The organism is Candidatus Merdisoma sp. JLR.KK011 (genome assembly GCF_036941125.1).
Classification (GTDB): Bacteria; Bacillota; Clostridia; order Lachnospirales; family Lachnospiraceae; genus Laedolimicola.
This window is the reverse complement of the sequence record NZ_JAYWSZ010000003.1, coordinates 519830-539333: the sequence shown is the minus strand read 5'-3', so window position 1 is coordinate 539333 and position 19504 is coordinate 519830. Positions and strand designations below refer to the sequence as shown.

The 19504-nt window shown below is 43.5% G+C and carries 15 protein-coding genes; all 15 read right to left on the bottom strand.

The window, feature by feature from the left end; genetic code table 11:
• Nucleotides 1-15: 15 nt before the first annotated feature.
• Entirely contained in the window at nt 16-1701 is a 1686-nt protein-coding gene (locus VV089_RS03510) for an AAA family ATPase (RefSeq protein ID WP_334334966.1), read from the bottom strand.
• Nucleotides 1702-1724: 23 nt separating this feature from the next.
• The gene (locus VV089_RS03505) at nt 1725-3410 is read right to left on the bottom strand and encodes an AAA family ATPase (protein ID WP_334334965.1); all 1686 of its coding nucleotides are present in this window, start codon (nt 3408-3410) and stop codon (nt 1725-1727) included.
• A gap of 102 nt (nt 3411-3512) precedes the next feature.
• A complete protein-coding gene (locus tag VV089_RS03500; protein ID WP_334334964.1) occupies nt 3513-4721 on the bottom strand; it encodes a glycosyltransferase family 2 protein in 1209 nt (402 codons plus the stop codon).
• A gap of 75 nt (nt 4722-4796) precedes the next feature.
• Entirely contained in the window at nt 4797-6740 is a 1944-nt protein-coding gene (locus VV089_RS03495) for a rhamnan synthesis F family protein (protein ID WP_172541953.1), read from the bottom strand.
• A gap of 9 nt (nt 6741-6749) precedes the next feature.
• Entirely contained in the window at nt 6750-7874 is a 1125-nt protein-coding gene (locus VV089_RS03490; protein WP_172541952.1) for an FkbM family methyltransferase, read from the bottom strand.
• Nucleotides 7875-7885: 11 nt separating this feature from the next.
• The gene (locus tag VV089_RS03485) at nt 7886-9091 is read right to left on the bottom strand and encodes a GT-D fold domain-containing glycosyltransferase (protein WP_172541951.1); all 1206 of its coding nucleotides are present in this window, start codon (nt 9089-9091) and stop codon (nt 7886-7888) included.
• Between the two features lie 38 nt (nt 9092-9129).
• Entirely contained in the window at nt 9130-10245 is a 1116-nt protein-coding gene (locus VV089_RS03480) for a glycosyltransferase (RefSeq protein ID WP_172471450.1), read from the bottom strand.
• A gap of 36 nt (nt 10246-10281) precedes the next feature.
• The gene (locus VV089_RS03475; protein WP_334334963.1) at nt 10282-11331 is read right to left on the bottom strand and encodes a DUF268 domain-containing protein; all 1050 of its coding nucleotides are present in this window, start codon (nt 11329-11331) and stop codon (nt 10282-10284) included.
• Between the two features lie 46 nt (nt 11332-11377).
• Complete coding sequence (locus tag VV089_RS03470) at nt 11378-11854, bottom strand: hypothetical protein (protein ID WP_334334962.1); 477 nt, start codon at nt 11852-11854, stop codon at nt 11378-11380.
• Nucleotides 11855-11884: 30 nt separating this feature from the next.
• Nucleotides 11885-13018, bottom strand: coding sequence for a methyltransferase, TIGR04325 family (locus tag VV089_RS03465; protein WP_334334961.1), 1134 nt, complete (start codon nt 13016-13018; stop codon nt 11885-11887).
• 5 nt (nt 13019-13023) lie between these two features.
• Nucleotides 13024-14094: a hypothetical protein gene (locus VV089_RS03460; RefSeq protein WP_334334960.1), complete on the bottom strand. Its 1071-nt coding sequence runs from the start codon at nt 14092-14094 to the stop codon at nt 13024-13026.
• Nucleotides 14095-14181: 87 nt separating this feature from the next.
• Complete coding sequence (locus VV089_RS03455) at nt 14182-15336, bottom strand: hypothetical protein (RefSeq protein WP_334334959.1); 1155 nt, start codon at nt 15334-15336, stop codon at nt 14182-14184.
• A gap of 29 nt (nt 15337-15365) precedes the next feature.
• Nucleotides 15366-16955 (bottom strand): amidohydrolase, encoded by a 1590-nt coding sequence (locus tag VV089_RS03450; RefSeq protein WP_334334958.1) that lies wholly within the window; start codon nt 16953-16955, stop codon nt 15366-15368.
• Nucleotides 16956-16978: 23 nt separating this feature from the next.
• Nucleotides 16979-18331: a sodium/glutamate symporter gene (locus VV089_RS03445; protein WP_334334957.1), complete on the bottom strand. Its 1353-nt coding sequence runs from the start codon at nt 18329-18331 to the stop codon at nt 16979-16981.
• Complete coding sequence (locus tag VV089_RS03440; RefSeq protein WP_334334956.1) at nt 18328-19491, bottom strand: ATP-grasp fold amidoligase family protein; 1164 nt, start codon at nt 19489-19491, stop codon at nt 18328-18330. The genes VV089_RS03445 and VV089_RS03440 overlap by 4 nt, the downstream gene beginning before the upstream one ends.
• Nucleotides 19492-19504: the final 13 nt, after the last annotated feature.

Below are 19504 nucleotides of genomic sequence, written 5' to 3'. Positions count from 1 at the left end.
CGCCTTTCATTCTACTCAACCGATCAGAACCTTCTTCCCTTCAAATGCAAACCCATACTTCCGAATCCGCTCCGGGGCGATTCCTTTTGCTTCCAAGGCCGCAGCATACTTCTTTTCTTCTATCTGGGCAAGGGCTGCCTGTACCGTGTCCTCCAAGGTCTCCTCCTTCCCCGGACGGAACACCTTGAATTCAATAATAATGGCCGGATCAGCCTTTTGGAGAGGCTCCAGCATGATATCGTAACGTCCGAAGCCGCTCTCCCGGTTGGAGGTCAGGACATAACGTCCCCTCAGATCCGCAAGCAGCCCCAGGACGAAGCCGTGGTAAAAACGCTCCGGTTCCGCCGCCCTGGAAGGCTTTTTTCCGGTATCGAAGGAACTGAAGGTCTCCTCTGTGATATCGTTCATGTATTTATTCATTTCTTCCAGGCTGTCTTGAAGCAAGGACTCCACAAATTCGCTGTATCCCGAGGTATCGCCTGCAAACCACTGGCGGAACATCCCTTCAAACATAGAACGCACTTCTTTATTTGTCAGTGCCAGCTCATACTCCCCGCGTCCCCATTCTTCATGGAACCAGAACCTTTCCATGCGCAGATATCCGCCGGCCAGCAGAAGGCTCCAGATTGCGCTTTCATTACTTGACAGCTGATTGAACACAATCTCCTCATCAATCTCTGTATGAAGCGGTTTTCCTTCCAAAAGATCCTCCATAATAAGCTTGATCCTTTTGCTTCCTTCCTGAATCAGCTTTCCTGCCAGGCTGTTGCTGCTGGTGTTGGCCCAATAGGCCGATATCTTCCCGGTTTTCAAAAAGTTCAGAATTGACCAGGGATTATAGATATCCCTTTTACTGCCAAAAGTAAATCCGTCATACCAGTTCTTTACCCTGGCCCTCTCTTCGGAAAGCCCGAATTCCTCCAGGGCCGCCCATACTTCCTCTTCTGTGAAGCCAAAACAGTCCGCATAGGCGTCGGAGGTGGTTGTGACTACCATCAGATTATTCAGATCCGAAAAAACGGACTCCTTGCTCACCCGGGTAATCCCTGTCATAATGGCCCGTTCCAGGTATGGATTCGTCTTAAAGGCGGCGTTAAATAAGCTTCGGGTAAAAGAAACCATTTCCTCCCAAAAGCCGCCTACATAAGCCTCCTGCATGGGCGTATCATACTCGTCCAGAAGAAAAATCACCTTTCTTCCATAATAACGAAATAAATATGAGGACAGCTCGTGAAGCGCATACGTTGCTGTTGCATCATCCATATCTACGGATACAGATTCAAAAAAGCTTTTCTCCTTCTCATCCAGCAGATCCCCCTCCATCAGAAATCGATGTTCCGAATAAAGCCCCGTTAAAATCTGGCAGATCCGCTTGCGTATCACCTGATATTTTGCATTCTTGACATTGGCAAAGGAAAGGCTGATTACCGGATATGTCCCTTGAAGCTTCCGGTACTTTTCTTCCTTCCAGATGGCAAGACCCTCAAACAGCTCGCCCTGCCCTGCATACTCTGCGGAGAAAAACCGCTCTACGGTATTCATCATCAGTGTCTTTCCGAAACGTCTGGGACGGGTAATCAAGGTCACCGCATCCTGGTTTTCCCACCATTCCTTGATAAACAGTGTTTTATCCACGTAGAAATTATCATTTGTAATCAATTGTTCAAAATTCTGATGACCAATTCCTACAGTTCTTGCCATCCTTTTACCGCCTTTCATTCTACTCAACCGATGAGAACCTTCTTCCCTTCAAAAGCAAACCCATACTTCCGAATCCGCTCTGGGACAATTCCTTTTGCTTCCAAGGCCGCAGCATACTTCTTTTCTTCTATCTGTGCAAGAGCTGCCTGTACCGTGTCCTCAAGACTCTGTTCCTTCCCAGGACGAAACACCTTGAATTCTATAATAATGGCCGGATCAGACTTTTGCAGAGGCTCCAGCATGATATCATAACGTCCGAAACCGCTCTCCCGATTGGAGGTTAGGACATAACGCCCCCTCAGATCCGCAAGCAGCCCCAGAACAAAGCCGTGGTAAAAACGCTCCGGTTCCGCAGCTTCTGACGGCTTTTTCCCAGTATCAAAGGAACTGAAGGTCTGCTCTGTGATCCGATTCATATATTCATTCATTTCCTCCAGCTCATCCCGCAGCAGAGCCTTAATAAATCCGTTATACGCAGAGAGGTTCTCTTTCAGCCACATCTGCAGTAAATGGTTAAACATGATCCACACTTCCCGGTTGGTCAACGCCAGCTCATATTCTTCCCTGCCGTATTCCTCGCAGAAGGTATAGCCCTCCATTTTCAGATAACCGCTGGCCAGAAACAGACTCCAGATGGCATTTTCATTTCCTTCCAGCGCACTGTATACAATCTGCTCGTCCACTTCTGTCCGAAGAGACTTTCCTCTCAACAGATCCTCCATGATTTCCTTTACTTCCCGGCTGCCCTCACGAACCAGCTTGCCCACCAGGCTGTTGCTGCTGGTGTTGGCCCAATAGGTGGAAAGCTTCCTTGTTTTCAGATAACTTATAATGGACCAGGGATTGTAGATATCCCTTTTATTTCCAAATACAAATCCGTCATACCAGCTTTTTACCGCTTCGCTTTTTCCGGAAAGCCCGTATTCTTCCAGCGCCTCCCATACCTCCTCCTCCGTAAACCCGAAGCAGTCCGCATAGAGATCCGAGACCGTTGTTATTACGGCCAGATTGTTGAGATCCGAAAAAATAGATTCCTTGCTCACACGGGTAATCCCTGTCATAATGGCCCGTTCCAGATAGGGATTCGTCTTAAAGGTAGAATTGAACAGGCTCCGGATAAAGCTTACCGCCTCATCCCAGTATCCGCTTATATAAGCCTCCTGCATGGGCGTATCGTATTCGTCCAAAAGAAGAATCACCTTTTTTCCATAATAACGGGACAAATATTCCGTCAGCTGGTTCACTGCCAGCACCGCATCTACATCCCCCATATCCTTTGTCTTTCTTAAAAAGGAAGCCTTTTCCTCCTCTGTCAGACAGGAACCCTCCAGCAAAAATGCGTTTCTCGCATATTCCCGGGCAATCAGTTCACATATCATCATCCGCATATTGTAAAAATCACTGCTTTTTACATGTGCAAAGGTTAAAAAAATTACCGGATAAGTCCCCTGGAGCTTTCGATACTTCTCCTCCTCCCAGATGGCAAGGCCTTCAAACAGATCGCCGCGTCCTGCATATTTTACAGAAAAGAATTGTTCCGTCATGCTCATGGTCAGTGTTTTTCCAAAGCGTCTGGGGCGGGTAATTAGAGTTACGGAATCCTTGTTTTCCCACCACTCCTTGATAAACAGCGTTTTATCCACGTAAAAATTATCATTCGTAATCAATTGTTCAAAATTCTGATATCCGATTCCTACGGTTCTTGCCATATGCGTACCGTCCTTTCATGGCCGCTTAACGATAAAAGCGGCCCTCCGTTGTCTCTAGTATAACAACTTCGGGCCGCCTGTTCAATGGCTATTCCTCGTTTTCTAGCCGGCATTTTCCGTCAGGCCAAAGGCTTTCATGGATTCCTCCGAAAAAATCAGCTCCACGTCCGGCATATGTACCTTTTCTTTCGGATACTTTCCAATCAGATCCTGATACAGCGCTTTTCTGGATCTCTCATAGGTGTTGGCTATCACAATGGCGTCATAGGACACGCCTGGAATTACCTCCGGGCTCTCCACCGGAAGTCCCATGCTCCGAAGCTCCTTGTAATTGCGGTCTACCCATGCGGTTATGGAGCAAAAGCCTGTTTTCTCCAGGTAATAATACAGCCTCTGCCCATAGGCTCCGGCTCCGTAAAGAATGATGCTGCTCTCTTTCTCTACTGCCGGAAATGGAAACAGATACGGAAGCTTTTCATAGCCGCGGTAAAGACTACAGGCTCTGGGCACCATCAAAAACAGCAGATATGTTTTCCACTGACTGCGCAGATCAAAAATATCCGCATATTTTTTAAGGCTTTTGTCCACCATCTCATACAAAATCCTAAACTGCTCCCTTTCCTGCACACAGTCCGGAATCCGTTTTACCATAGAGGCCGTGCTCTGCCTGTAATGATAAAGGCATTTCTTCATTATATAGATGCTTTCTGCATTCAGCAGACAAGGATAGGTGCAGGCCGCATCCTCTCCCATCACAATCCGTTCATCTACCTCGTGCTGAAATCTTTCCAGGCATTCCCTCCGGAACAGCTTGTCCCACACACCCGGGAAAATACCCCACTCAAAAAAAGCATCCTTTACAATCATCCGGGGATATACCTCTTTCAGAAGCTCCTCTTTCCCATACCGGCCCTCCGGTATGCCGTGGAACACTTCTCTGCTTACATCCCCTGTATCCTCAAAGCGTCCGCACATAACTACATCTACAGCCTGCTTTATGAGCTCTGCATACATACGCTCATACATATCCGGCTCGATAAAGTCGTCTCCGTCCACATAAGCAATATATGCTCCCTCTGCCATACGCAGCCCCGCCTTCCGGGCGCTGACCAGACCGCCGTTTTCTTTGTGAATCACCCGAATCCGGCTATCCTTCTTCCGGTACTCTTCGCAGAGAGCGCTGCTTCCGTCTGTAGAGCCGTCGTCCACCAGAATGATTTCCAGATCCGTGTATGCCTGGCAGAGCAGGCTTTCGATGCATTGGGAAAGATAAGCCTTTACATTATATATGGGTACTATTACACTGATCATACTCTCTCCTCCTCGCCGCTTCCCTTCCCTGCAGGCGGTACGCTCCCCTGTCCTTCTCCACCGCCTGGAAGATCCTCAAATACCTATATAATTCTCGATACCCCTTTTCTGCAGCTCGGAAACTACCTGTGCCTGGTTTTTCTCATCCATACACAGCACCAGTCCATAGCTTTGGGGATCCGCTATCTCCGACAGATATCTGACAGGCAGTCCCTCAAGGCTCTCTGCCCTGCTTCTTCCGTCCGACACTACAAAGCCTTCCACACGGGGCAGGATACTGCTGTATGCTCTTGCCATATAGCCGGTTCCGTAAATCAGCAGCCTGGAATGCTTCCCGCAGAACTCCTGCAGGGCTCCCCGGAAAATGTGTTTTTTCATAGAAAAAAAATCCCGGAAGCCTCCGTACTGTCTTTGAACCTGCATGGCTGTCTGTTTCAGGTAATACTGTAGATTGATCTCATTCATAGCCCCATAGGCTTCGCTTTCTACAATTCCGGAATAATATCCTGCATCCTGCGCAAGATAACTCCAAAGATAAGGCAGATACCTGCTGTATGCTGCAGGGAAATCCTTTAGACGCTTTAAGATGCTCCCGCGTATCCAGAAGCTCTCTGCCACCCGGAAAGGAGGATGCGTTTCCGAAATCCGGCATTTAAGCTTCAGCTCCTCTGCTATTTTCTCCACTTCACCGAAGACGCCCTTCCACCCTTCTCCAAGCTCTCCGAAAAAGTCTGCAAATACCGGCTGGGGATATGTCAGAAATCCAAGCCTTGCTTCCTCTTCAAAGCGCCGCACAATTCCTGCTGTATGCTTATCGTCCTTCAACAGATTCTCCCACCGGTTATAAAAACATGATTTTCCCGTGCAGCTTGATCTGTTCTTTGTACTTATGTCCTCGTCATATATGACACAGACCAGTTCTGCTCCGGAAAAGCCGTACAAAAGCTCCGGAAGTTCCTTATGTATTTCCCTGCATTCATACCCTGACTCCCGGTACAGTTTCCGAATCTCTTCCTCCCGGGAAAACAGTTTTATCTTGCAGCCCGGCCCGAGCCTTCCTAAATATTCCAGCACGTATTCCATAGATTCCTTATATTCCAGAATCACTGCAACCAGCACATCCATGGAAGCTTCCGATCCTTCTTCACGGGAAGAAATCCGGTACTGAAGACAAAGCTTTCTCTGCAGATCCGCCATATTCAACGTCCGGATAATATTTTCCCATATCAGATCCGCCTTGTAATCTGTATGCCGGTGGATATATTCCATTGCAAGGCGCAGCTGCTCCTGGGTCTGCTTCTCCAGGGTATCCGATGCTATCTGCTGCTTTTTCAGAAAAGGGAAGTTCCTCTTTTTAATCAGTTCATAAGAAATAAACTCATACTGGCAGTAATTATAGTCCTTATTTTCCGAATCATTCGCCTTTGTATCTGCCAGGGTGTCATAAGTGTAGCCAAGCTCCGCAAAGTGCTGGGTGAACTTAAATTCATATTCCTGAAACAGCTGGCTGAATACAGGATAATAGGGCATCCCTTCCCAATAGGCCCGAAATGCGTCCGAGTGAAGCATCCGTGTCCGCACAGCCATAAAATATGTCTGGATGTGTTCCGGAACATCCCTTCCAAAATTGCTTTTGCAGGCCCCATACTCCGCTCTGGCTATCCCCCAGAAATCCGCCGGCCTTTTATCCATTTCCGCAAAAATCTCTCTCATGGGACAAAACGGGCCGAACATGGAATCATTTACCAGGATTAACTCATCATATTCCCAGACCTTGTCCCAGCCTAAAAATAAGCACAATGCATCCTTAAAGCCCCCTGCGTCAAAGCCTTTGTTTTCCCGGAAGAAAATCTCATCTGCATATCCTTGTATATGCTCGATTCCCTCTTCTACTTTTTCTTCATTGCAGACCACTGCAAGATGATCTGCACATTCCCGCAGCTCCTTCAGCATATATCCGATATAAGCATCTACCACGCTGTCTTTATCATAGGTTAAATAAATACAAAGTCTTTTCATCCTCTATCCTTATCTGCAGATATGCTGGTTCTGTCTTCTTCCATATACAATCCCGCGTCTGAGATCTCCTAATTCCCAGGTATCATCCGAATATAGAAAAAGCATATATCCTTCCGATGTCTCTGTCTGATACCCATAATCCTCCAGCTTCCGTCTTATCGCTTTTTCATCGCCGTTTCTGTGATAGCTGCAAACAGAAGCTTTTATATCATTTGTGCGGAATGTCCTCTCTGCTCCGCAGATTGCAGACAGTTCTGCACCTTCGATATCCATTTTTATAAAATCAACCTTACGCTTTTGTACGACATCATCAATCCGGCAGGTCCTGTCCGATGATTTGTCGGAAAGAGCTTTCCTGATAATCGTTACTTTGCTCTCATACTTTCGAAAGGTGTATGCCAAGGGCTCCTGCCAGACCGGATCCATTTCAAACAGGTATAAATGTGATGCCGCGTCCACATACTTCAAGGCAAAATTGCCTTCGCACACCCCCGCATCAATGATACAGTCCCCGTCTGCCACCGTATGATCCTGTTTTACATATAAATGAGGGGAGCCTTCGCTTTGTTCCCATAACAGATTTTCAACGTATAACCCGCCGTTCTTTTTCACAAATTTGTATTCCCTCGGATAATACATGGGCACAATTCTGCCTTCCGCCGTCCTGAAATCTATGTAAGGCAGTTCCGTCCGCCTGTCCCATTTCACCTCATCATAAGTGTAATCTGCAGTAATAAACTGATTAAAAGTGCTGATTTTCCTATCTGAGATATATTCCAGTAGTTCCTTTATTTCTTTCTCCTGGGTATCCTTATAGTTTTTTTGCAGAAGTTCTTTTAAAGGAAAGGTATATTCCCGAATCTGTTCCGGCCGGAGATATGCCGCAAGCTGCCGGAATACTGTCTGATAACTCTCCTCTTCCATCAAAAAAATCAAAACCAAATCACAGGGGGCTTCCTTTAAAATATCCGGATGATAAACCGGATACCCGTCAAATAAGGTTCCGGCTTTCGTTTTGTCATTATCCAGAAATCCCAATATCTGAAACTCTCCCGTCCCCTCCAATATCTTCCTTACCCTGGCCCCAAAGGCTTCCGCGCAGTATCCGGTTCCAAAAAAATATACTTTTTTCATGTATGCTTCCTTTACACAATCCTCGCTATTATCTGATTTTTATAGACTGCTTCGTCTGCAATTTCAAACTTTTGCTCTGCCGCAATCTCTGCAACCATCTTCCCCGGAATTTCTATGCGTTCTTCTGCCTCCCGCAAATACCATTCATACTCATTATCCAGCTGGCCGATATCAAGGGCCTGGTACCCTTCTTTTGCCAGATCGTATGCAAGTACGGTTGCACTCGGCCCTAAGGAAATGCAGATCAAAGACTGCCGGGATACCCTGCACAGTACCTCATGCAGTATTTCCTGGTATTTATCCCATGCGTTTTGGGAAGGGCATAAAATACGGGAAAGAGAACGGGCATTTTTCATCAAATCGTTTCCGATTCCAATCCTTGAATACTCTCCTTCTACAATAACCACCTCTCTGCAATTCCATATTTTTTTAAAGAGAGGGAAGATTTCATCTGCATTTTTTTTATCCTTATAAATGATATAAGGCCTGGTGACATAGGTGTCATAATAGCATCTCTGAGAATTCAGTAATTGGAGAATCTCCCTTCTTGTATCCCCATACATGTATTCCCGGATTGCGTCTGCCGCAGCTTCTTTGTATTGTTCCAGTCCTACAAAGTTCTGTGCCACAGCTATGTTGATTCCGCTGTCTTCGGAAAACAGGACTTCCTTCAGCCGCCTGCTTAATTCCGGATCCGATTTTTGAAACCAGGGACGTTCTTTTTCTCGGATCATTTCAAACTCTCCGTCTCCAAACCTGCATAAGCTGCTGTGATCTGCATAAATTTTTTCTAAAAGCTCTGTTCCCCTGAGAATTCTGGGTGAAGCTTCTATTTCCCACTCATAAGGCGCACTGTCCAGGCGACACCGGAATATGTTTTTCTCTTTCACTAACTTTTCGATTCTTTCAGCTCTTCTCACGAATATGGAATCATCTGCGCCCTCTTTCCAGTAGCATATTACTTTTTCAGGTGCAATCCCCAATCTTACGCATTCTTTCTCAACCGATTCATAATTTTTGATGGAAACAACCACATAGTCAAAGTCTTTTCCCTGAATCTCCTGGGGGGAACAGACAAAAAGGGAAGGAAACAGCTCTGTTCCCTGCTTTCTCTCATCCTGATCCAAAATCCCCGCTATCTCTGCTTTTGTCAGATCGATTTCCTCCGCCACCTGCCGGACGCAGTTCCCGGCCCCCCATATGTATACCTGAAGCATATAAATCTCCTCCCATACAGATATTTCCTGACAGCCGTTTACCGGCTTACAAACTTTTCCCAGCTGCTGCTCCAGACAAGCTCATTTATCATGTCTTCCCAGGTAATACAGTACACTGCCGGGTTCTTTATCTTTTCAACCTGCAGTAAGATTTCATAGCTGGATTCTCTCACCATCAGCAGCAGGACACCGCAAAAGGCCTTTAATGCTTCCGGTTCCAAAACCGGTGTCCCGTTTTCCGTTATCCCCCGTTTTTCTGCATCGCTGTCAATAAAAAACGAAATCCTAAGCCCCCTCTGCTTCAATATGTCATGCACAAGCTTTCCCCAGTTCCCTGCTCCGAAGATTGCTATTTCATCATGCAATCCGACTCCTTCTTTTTCCAAAAGTACGTCATACAGCTTCCCTGGAAGGTTCTTTAACACATTTTCAAAATACAAAGCCTGTTTCCGGTGGAAAAGAATGTTTTTAACAGAAGCCCTCTTATCCAGCGGTGCATAGCGCAGATACTTCCGTGCAGCCATCAGCGTTTCTTTGCTGCAGGTTTCTCCCTGCTGGACGCTGACTCCGCTCATCCGGAAATTTGCCAGCGTCTGATCCAGATATGCAAACCGGACTCCTTTTGTATACAGCTTCAGTATAAATTCATAATCTGCCGCAATGTGATACTCTAACCGGAACGGCCCGTACTTTTCATAAATCTCTTTTTTCAGAAAAACCGTCGAATGCGGAATCTCCATCTCATACCTCATCTTTTCTATATCGCTTGGAATCAGCGCTTCCGTTCTGCCATCCTCATAAATCAGATTCATCCTTCCGTAGACTGCTTCTGCATCTGACTCCTGAAAACATCTTCTCACCATGTCAAAGGTTCCCGGTTCATACCAGTCATCGGAATTTATGATCCCCACTATATCACCGCATGATGACGCGATTCCTTTGTTCATGGCATCGTATATTCCCCTGTCCGGCCCACTGATGATTCTGGTTATATGATTCCGGTATTTCTCAATGATTTCTAGTGTTTTATCTGTAGAGCCTCCATCCACTATGATATACTCACAGTCCCTGTCATCTTGATTGATCACGCTTTGAATGGTCTGCTCGATTGTTTTTTCGCTGTTTAGACATACTGTGATAATTGAAATTTTCATACAGGTCTCCTTTACACAGGCTCTATTCTGGAAAAATCATTTTACGAAGAAAAATAATCCGTACCTGTACTCGCCGTTATGTGAATCCTGATCATATTTATGAATGTCCACATCATACTCGATTCTGCCTTCCGCAGCACATGAGAACTCTTTTAAGCTCAAAGAGGAAAAGCACTCTATGATTGTGGAAGCATTGAAAACCCGATGAGCGTTAAATTCCACACGTTCCTTACCAATTGGAACCGAAATATACAGCCTTCCGCCCTTTTTTAATTTTTTCTGTATATTCTTAAAGCATTCAAAACATCCTTCCGGATTGACCGGATCCCCGTATCGTCCCAACCCGAAATGCTCCAGTGAGCACAAAGCAGACATGCTTTCAATGCTATTATCCGGTATTTGGTGTAGTGTAGTGGCATCGTCCACCATGGTATGTAAATGCGCAATCTTCAAAGGAAACTCCCGGACATCAATCATAGTAACATCCACATCTGCTGCCAGCAGGTGCGCAATAAATCCATCTATCCTGGAACCTATATCAAAATGCACCTTCACTTCTGTATGAAGGATCTTATTTGCGGCCCACAAATCTTGAAAAAAATAATTTGTGACTTCCCCAGCCATAGCATACTTTTCCCAGATAATGGGCCAGAGATACTTTTCCTGTATCCGGAAATTCTCTCTCTTATTTAACTCTGTATATTTTTTTATGTCATCTGCAAAAAAAGACTCTTCCTTTAATCCAAACTCTGCACAGTAATTTGTAAAATTCTTTTCCCCTAATACCTCTCGGATTACCGTTAAATCCTTCAAACCTTCCCGGCTTTTTATACCTCTAAGAAAAAGTACTTTTTCCAAAGGAAGCTTTTTCCTGCAGCATGTATGATAAATCTCATCGGAAAAAGAGTTGGCCGCAATAATAAAATCATATTCCTTGGGAAGCTCGTCCAGCCCATATACACTTTTTCCATCGTACATATCCATACTTTTTTCAGATTGGATAAAACCAAGAAGCTCTCCGCAGATTCCATTTGACAACACCTGCTTTGCTATGGCTCCCGTACCCCAAATTAAAACCTTCTTCATTGCTTTTTGTGCCTCACCTTTCTTCTTTGATACTATGCTGTATTTATTAAATCTCATTTATGATGTCTTCAATTGCTATTACCGGACAAGACAGTCTTTTTGACAGCATATCCCTTACTTTGTCAAATCCATCTACGAGAGTAACAACCACTGCGTCTACATCCGGCAGGTTTTCCTCGATTGTCACCAATTTTATTTCCGAATAGATATTTGCAGCATTTCTATCTATTCCATATGCAATCTCTATTTCTGAATTCTTTAATTCTTTCACAAGACGTAGACCCACATAGCTCATTCCATAAACGGCTATCTTTTTATAATGATTTTTAATAAAATAGGCTTCTATATTCTTCTTTTCCTGCTTTATACTTACCCATTGATCCATCAAGCGGAATAATCCCCGATTCTTATCTGCCTGTTCTCTCCAGTTATTAATGCAGCGCTGCTGCAGACGCAGCAGACAAATGCCTGCTGTCACTGCTCCCAATAAAAAACCTACGGCTAATGGATTCCTGTTTTTCATTTTATCCCTTTCATTGTTCCCCTTTTTTAATCAGCCGATATTCTCAGCAGTATGCTCAAATACATAAAATCTGGATTCCGCTCTTCCGTCAGGAAAACAGGCCTCCTCCGGTACGCTGGAAATATCCTCTTCGACTAATTGATAATCTGTCCCCCAAAAATCTTTTACATCCTCTTCCCTGTAAATCCTTACCGGATAGCTGCTCTCACAAATCTCTTTCGGCACGGTTTCTCTGCATATCCGGTTTCTGTCACTGACTAAAAGCCTGTCCAGGATAATATAACGGGGCTCTGCTTTTCTTACCTTTCTTATAATCTCTTTATCACATGGAATATACTGCAGGCTTCCAGACATCAATACGATGTCAAAACTTCCATACTCTGTATAATCTTCTGTACTGCGGATAAATCTCAGTTCATCATTCTCCAGCTTTCCACGTCCGTAATCCGCAAAACTATCCTGCTCGGCAATTACATATTCCAGCTTCTTGATATCTTTTAAATAGTTTCTGTTCTGATAATATGTGCTTCCCAGCGCTCCGCCGATATCCAGGATACGTACGCCCTGATTCTCATTCTGCACGGCACATCTTAAAATTGCAGCGCATATCTGATAAGCATATTTCTGTTTGTAAAACAGATATCCATCTCTTTCCCACGCCGCGCTTCCGTCTAATACCCTGCCTATGGAACCGCTCACTTTATCAATAATTGCAGCATCCCCATATCCTCTGCATTCTTTTTTCGCACTGTCCCAGCTGTCATAATCTCCCAGATAGCGCACGCCGGAAACCGTTTCGTCATACAAGCGGTAAAAAGGACTGCTTTCCCACTCCTCATACAGCTTTACATGCAGCCCTCTGTTTCCCAGCTGCTCTGTGAGTATTTTTTCAATCTGTGCTTCTTTCCCTGGTACGGAAATGACTACCGCCTCCACATTCTCCCAGTCTACTTCTTCTGGGGCCTTAATCGGAAATCCAAAATAAGAATTTCCCTGCTTCCGGCTGTCCATATCTACAACATGCTTTACTCCATAAGACAGCAGATTCGTTTTCTCAAACAGCTTACATGTGTGCAGACCAGCACCCCATACTACAATATCAGATACCTGTTCCAACGCTTTCAGCCTTTCACAGATATCCCCCAGCTTCTCCTGTAAAAACATATCTCTCACCTCAATTTCACAGCTTTTTTATTCACAAACACAATATTATTTCTGCGGTTATAAAACCATTTTCTGCTGCCATCCAGTACGCCCTGTTCTTTGCATAACTGCTTGAATGATCGCTCTCCCTCAAAATAAAGGGTATGATCAACCTGCATTTGTTCAAAAGTCACATGATATGCTCTGGCCAAAAACATACGGACAGACAGAACTCTTCTAATGTATGCCCCGTAAATCAAACGAATCTTTCTGCCCATTCCCCCTGCTTCCGGTTTCCATATACTCAAATAGATACTGCCGTTATCTAAATATTTCATGCCTTCAAAATGATAAAAAACCAAAGGATATTTCCTGCCTCTGTATTCCATATAGATTTCTCTGTCTTTGTTCCGGCTTATCCTGTATTGGTGCAGATTCCAGGGGGCTGCTCCAACTCCCAGGTTCTCAGATTCATGTACACAGGAATAGCTCTGTTTCCATTTATCCGTATATTTCTGATCTCCAAGCCTGCCGTCCTCGCATCGATAATAGCACCAGTTCAGGCAGTCCTCTTCCCACTCCTTTAAAACCTGCATCCCGGCGTTGTCATTTAGAAAGGTATTAAATTGAATACAGTATTTTCCGTTATCAAATATGCAGCTCCCATACATGCTGTCCCGCTCAAATCTGTGCTCAACCAGTCCCACCGAGCACCCATGAGCAAGAATCTCTTCTATGGCTCCGGCGGGGCTTGAAAAAAAGAACGTATCCGCATCTATGTATGTACACAGCTTCTCGTGATATGTTTGAAGAACATGCCCTATCACAAAGGGTGTGCATGTCCAGCAGAATTCTGTACGAGTCCGTTCTTGCCTCACCTGACGCAATGCCTCTGTTATTATCTCTTCTATAGACAAAAGAACTACATATTTTAATTTCATGTGCGACAAAATCTCAAAAGCTTTTTCATCAAATGCAAAAATATATAATCGGAATGAACCGATGTGCTTCCTCATAGATTCATAAAGTACAAGTCCTCTGTCTAAATAATTTGAATCAAACAAGGTGCAGAACACCATTTTTTCCTGCTGTATCATTTTGCCTGTCCTCTCATAAAGCCCTTTCCAGCGCCTTACCTATTTAAAAGCCAAAACCAGCATAACCATATACCGGATTTGTAATCCTTAATGATATTTCCCAATCCCAAATTCTATGTTTTCTTTCGGAATGCTATAACGATGTACCATCTCCTCTGCAATCCTTATAGATTCCTTTTCATCCCGAATCATGATGACCAGTTTATCAAATTCATAATTTTCTATTTCATCCGGCAGCAGAATTTTCTTTCCTGCATAATAGCCCTTTTTATTCCTGTCAACAAAGGCCACGATATCGTAATCATCATTTACCCTTTTTTCATTTACCGAAAACAAGCTGCCCACTCCGTAAATCAACGCAGAACGCCTGTCCTTCTTTTGTCTGTACGTTAACGCTGTATAGCTGCCGTAAAACGGGACAAACGCTTTTTCAGTCTCCGGCGTGATTTCTGTATTGTCAGGCAGTAAAAATTCTTCCTGCTTTTTAGGGCACAATCGGACATCAAAACAGTCTGATTTACCACAATGAACTCCGCTGCCATCCAAACCAATATTTTGAATAAGTGATTCAAATGGATTTATGCAGAGCCCTCCTTCTTCGATCACCTTCAGCGCCCAGAATACGGCCCAGGAATCATTGTTTCCCCGGATGCGATCTACCAGCATTTCCTCCAAGTCCCGCCCCCACAATGCTAAACAAAGAGATTTTTCCTTATCCTTTTTCATTCGCTGGAGCATTCCGTAATCCTGCTCATATTTCTTCCAGCGATCTTTCCAGGTTCCCCATCCCCAGCTTGAAATACGGCCGCAAAAATACACGTCACTCTCACTGCTCCCTCTGATATGAAATGGATAGCTGTATCCACTGACGGAGTAGATCCTTTTATTGTTCTGGTATTTTTCAAAACACTGCTCCATAAAATCGATAAAGTCCGGTGCCGGCACACAGTCATCCTCCAAAACGATGACTGCATCATTCTCCGCCAGAACATGATTGATTCCTTCTACAATGGAATCAGCCAGCCCTCTGTTCTCTTTTGCAAAGCTGCTTTGAACTTCGCACCATGCAATATTTTTTATGACATCCCTTACCTTTTCCCATTCTCTTCTATGGGCTTCGCATTTCAGGCCGTCTTGAAACAGGTAGAGTTTGTCTACATTTCTATTTTTCTGCAGTCCATCCAGAACCTGTTGTAAATGCCGGCTTCTATTGTATGCAAAAACTGCAATTCCTGTTTTCATCTTTTTACCTCGCTGACTTGCCCCATCTCTTAAGCCTCATAGATAGTCTCTCCCTCTTTTATCGTCTCCAACACCTCAATATCCTTGATCTCAAGAGGTGAAACTTCCAGAGGTGAGCGATCCAACAAAACTAAATCTGCATTCTTTCCCTCTTCTATACTTCCCTTTATATCCTCTTCAAAATACTGGTACGCTGCATTGTACGTGATTGCCTTTAATGCATCACCAACTGAAATTTTCTGCTGTCTCCCGATTGTCTTTCCGCCACGGCTGATACGATTTACTGCACACCACACAGATTGAAGCATATCCGGCTTAGTTACAGGAGCATCCTGATGAAAATTAACAATGACTCCCCTCTCGACTGCATCTTTCACCGGACTAATATGCTCTCCCCGATATTTTCCGAAATTTCTCAAATGAATGTCTCCCCAATACCACACATGGCCAATAAAAACTGAAGCAATCATTGGAATACGAGCCATTCTATCTATTTGATCCTCTCTGACTGTCTGGCAATGAACCATCACAGGCCGTAAATCTACTTTATTTTCCGCCATACATTTCTCATAAATACGTAAAAACTGCTCCGATGCGGCGTCGCCGTTGCAGTGAACCAGCAATTGCCTTTCCTCTTTTATAGCCTGCATCACGTATTTTTCTACTACGGCATCCTCCAGATAAGGATAACCGCAATAATCTTTTTCTCCTTCTAAATAAGGCTCTGACATCCAAGCGGTTCTTCCTTGAGGCGAACCGTCCAAAATAAGCTTGTACCCTCCTATTTTTAAATGGTTCCGGTAGCTTCTGTCAAAATCTGAATATCTTTTTATAAGCTCTGCTCCTTGGGTAGTAATAAGGGGATATGCAACTACATCCGCTTTTAATTGATGCGTATCCGCCATCCATTTTAAAAGCTTCAGTTCAGTTTCTGTTGCTGCTCCTTCCTGTATAGTTGTAATTCCTCTTTTGATATAATCATCTTGCATTCCTTCTGCAATCTTATCTGCATGATAAGGAAAGCGTCTTTTTATCGCTTTCTGTACCAAAGCCAGCGCTGCTTCTTCCAAATAACCATTCGGCTCTGAGCCTTCCCCACTCTTTCCTATCAGCCCTCCCGGCGGATTCTTAGTATTTTCATCTATCCCCGACAATTTTAAAAACATACTATTCGCACAGGCCATATGAGCTGATATGTGTATAAGCAATACAGGTATTTCCTGACTCACTTTATCCAGCACAAATCTGTCAGGATGTCTTTTCTCTTTTAAAAAATTGTGATCATAGCCATAACCTATTACAACTTCCCGATCAGAAACAGAGTGACTAGCAATATACTCCTTCAATACTGTAATGATTTGCTCAAAGGAACTACAGGCCGTAAGATCCGCAAAAACAGACATTTGTCCGTTCATTATCATATGACTGTGGGAATCTATAAAAGATGGCATCATACACTTTCCCTGTAAATCAATCTCTTCTGTACTGCTTGAAGCCATAGCCCTCACATCTGCCAATTTCCCCGTCTTTTTAATCTTTCCGTCAGAAATCAGTACTGCCTCCGGTTCAGATCTTGTTATAGGGATTATTTTCCCGTTGAAATAGAGCTTTTCCATCATAATAAACCGCCTTACTCTTTCTATTACCTATAGCCACAAATAGGTTTTATCCCCCAGGATTTTGTTATCTTTAACATTGCCAGGTAAATAAGAACACAGACAGCCAAAAGTATCATTGCTTTTGTCAAGGTAATGCTTCCAGAAGCCAGTGCCAAAATAATAAAATACACTGGCGTAGAAGCAAGCATAACAAAATTACAGGCTCCTAATTCGATAGCTGTAGTTGTCTTAAAATAAGGATCTACAATTCTAACCAATGATATGCCGCTTGGAACTGTCCCTGTACATGTTCCGTAAAGTCCGAGTGTTCTTTCAAAATCATTTTCTCCTCCAATCCTTTGTCCAAAATAGAAACAGACAAAAAAGGTTACAATTGTGGTAACAGCAGAAACAATTATAATCGGCACAAGCCATTCGCTGATTACACCTGCCGAAACAGACATAAACGCACAAACTATCAAATAGTCCGCTGCCCAGCCGGTTATTTTACTTTGCAGTGTTGTTTCCTGCAGAAAATCAATATTCAGCTTTTTCATAAACCATTTCACAAGGCAGGCTGCATACATACCGTTCATAAACATCATGCTGCTCATAGAAGTTCCCATAAAGCCAGGAAGAAATCCTAATATTTTGGAAATCCCCACTGCCAATATATAGCAGACACCTATCAGAGCAAAATGAAAAGCCAGCGTTTCTATATTGTTGCTGCATGTAGTCTCCCTGACTGCATATTCTATCTGCTCATTCTTTTTTAAATAGCCCTTCAGCACGGCTTCATCCAGCCTTCCGCAGTATCTGGCAATTCCTTTTTTTATCCCTGTCTTTGCTGCTGGTATTCCGATTAAAAAAGCTACAATAAACCCAATTGATGCAAATGTAATAGCGACTGCAGACGCATTTTGCCAGCCATACTGTTCAAAAATTGCTCCGTAGGCCGCCGCCTGTCCCGGGCCCTGGCAAAAGGCAAAGGGAACCAGCATTCCGTAAATCACATTTATAGTTACATATTTGCCCAGAACCGCAAGAATACTGGCGGCAATAAGAGGCGTTAATGCATAAAGCAAGCACCATATAAAGCCTAATGCAACTGCTCCCTTTATTACATGCCTTTTCTCTTTTCTTAAACCACTCTCGGTGAGGCTGATTGAAATAAATGATATTGTAAACAGGTGATTCACAATTGCTGTGTACATTTGCGTATCTGTCCCAATACTAATACCAGCATATAAAAAAAAATTTACAAAACCAAAACCCAAAATACCGGCAATCACACTTGCAGGAACCAGCATATTGCGTAAAACCGAAATCTTTGCCCGCAAATAAACTCCTATACAAATCATCACACCTGCCCATCCAAAGGCCATCATAAGGTTCATCTTATGTCTCCCAATCTCCAATAACTTCCCAATTGATAATCAATCTCTGCAGGAGTAATATTTACGTTTCCGCCCCAGCTTGTAAATGTCATCTCTCCAAAATATATATTTTCCCCCGGAGCATACAAATCTACCCGAACCTGATCCATTCCCTCTGATAATTGTTCTGCGATTTCTACCATTTTCTCCAAAGATGCCGGCTTTTTAAAAGGAACCTCCGGCATACGAACTCCGTCGTCTAGTTCACAAGGAACAAAATGAAAATCCGCATCATAAAAACATCTGGCTGCATCCTCTTGTTCTATATTCTTTACAATCATAATCATCTGTACCTTCCCATCAAAGCAGAAAAATTTATAGTCATAAGATTCCTTATGGAATTCCTCTATATATTTCTCCGCAATAATGCAAGGCTGAATCTCCCGATACTGCAATTCAAAACTTAAATCCATATAATGATACTCCAGACATTTTTGCAGTTCTTCTCTCAGCAGAGTAATATCCTCTTTTTCTTTATCCTTCACAATATAATTCATTCCGCAGCCATGATTTGCTTTCAGTACGAACTTTTCTGGTAATTTATCAAAATCAATTTCATCTGCATTTTTATAAACTCCCAGTAGAGGAACAACATACTCCTCACCTATCTTTTCTTTTACCCACTCCTTTACCCGATACTTATCTGTCAATCTTGTCCTTAATCCATCTGCATCATAAATTTTAGAATACTGCATTTTCTCTGTATAAGTATTCAGCTTTCTTTTATCCAAAGTCCTATGGGTTAATTGCTCATATCCTTTTTTATTAATCTCCCACATCTCGTCTAGAGTAAGCAAATGATAGCATTCTTCTTTTGCAAACAAAAATATTTGTTCATCCAGAATCCCCATTTGAGATAGCTGAATATACATTTCCTCTGCATAATCAGCACTAGCCAGAACATATGCAGCTTTAGGGTATAAACATACTGCTTTCTTAGGGGAAATTATTTCACACCCCTGAATCCGTTCAGACTGCCTATCCTTATTATTGTCACAAAAACTTATGTATGTCTGTGGAAAAGCCCTGCTGCAATATAAATACGCACAGCTGCCAAAATCACCGGCTCCAAAAATCACTATTTTTACATCAACCAACTTCAATTCTTTTATCGATTTCATAATCATAAATATC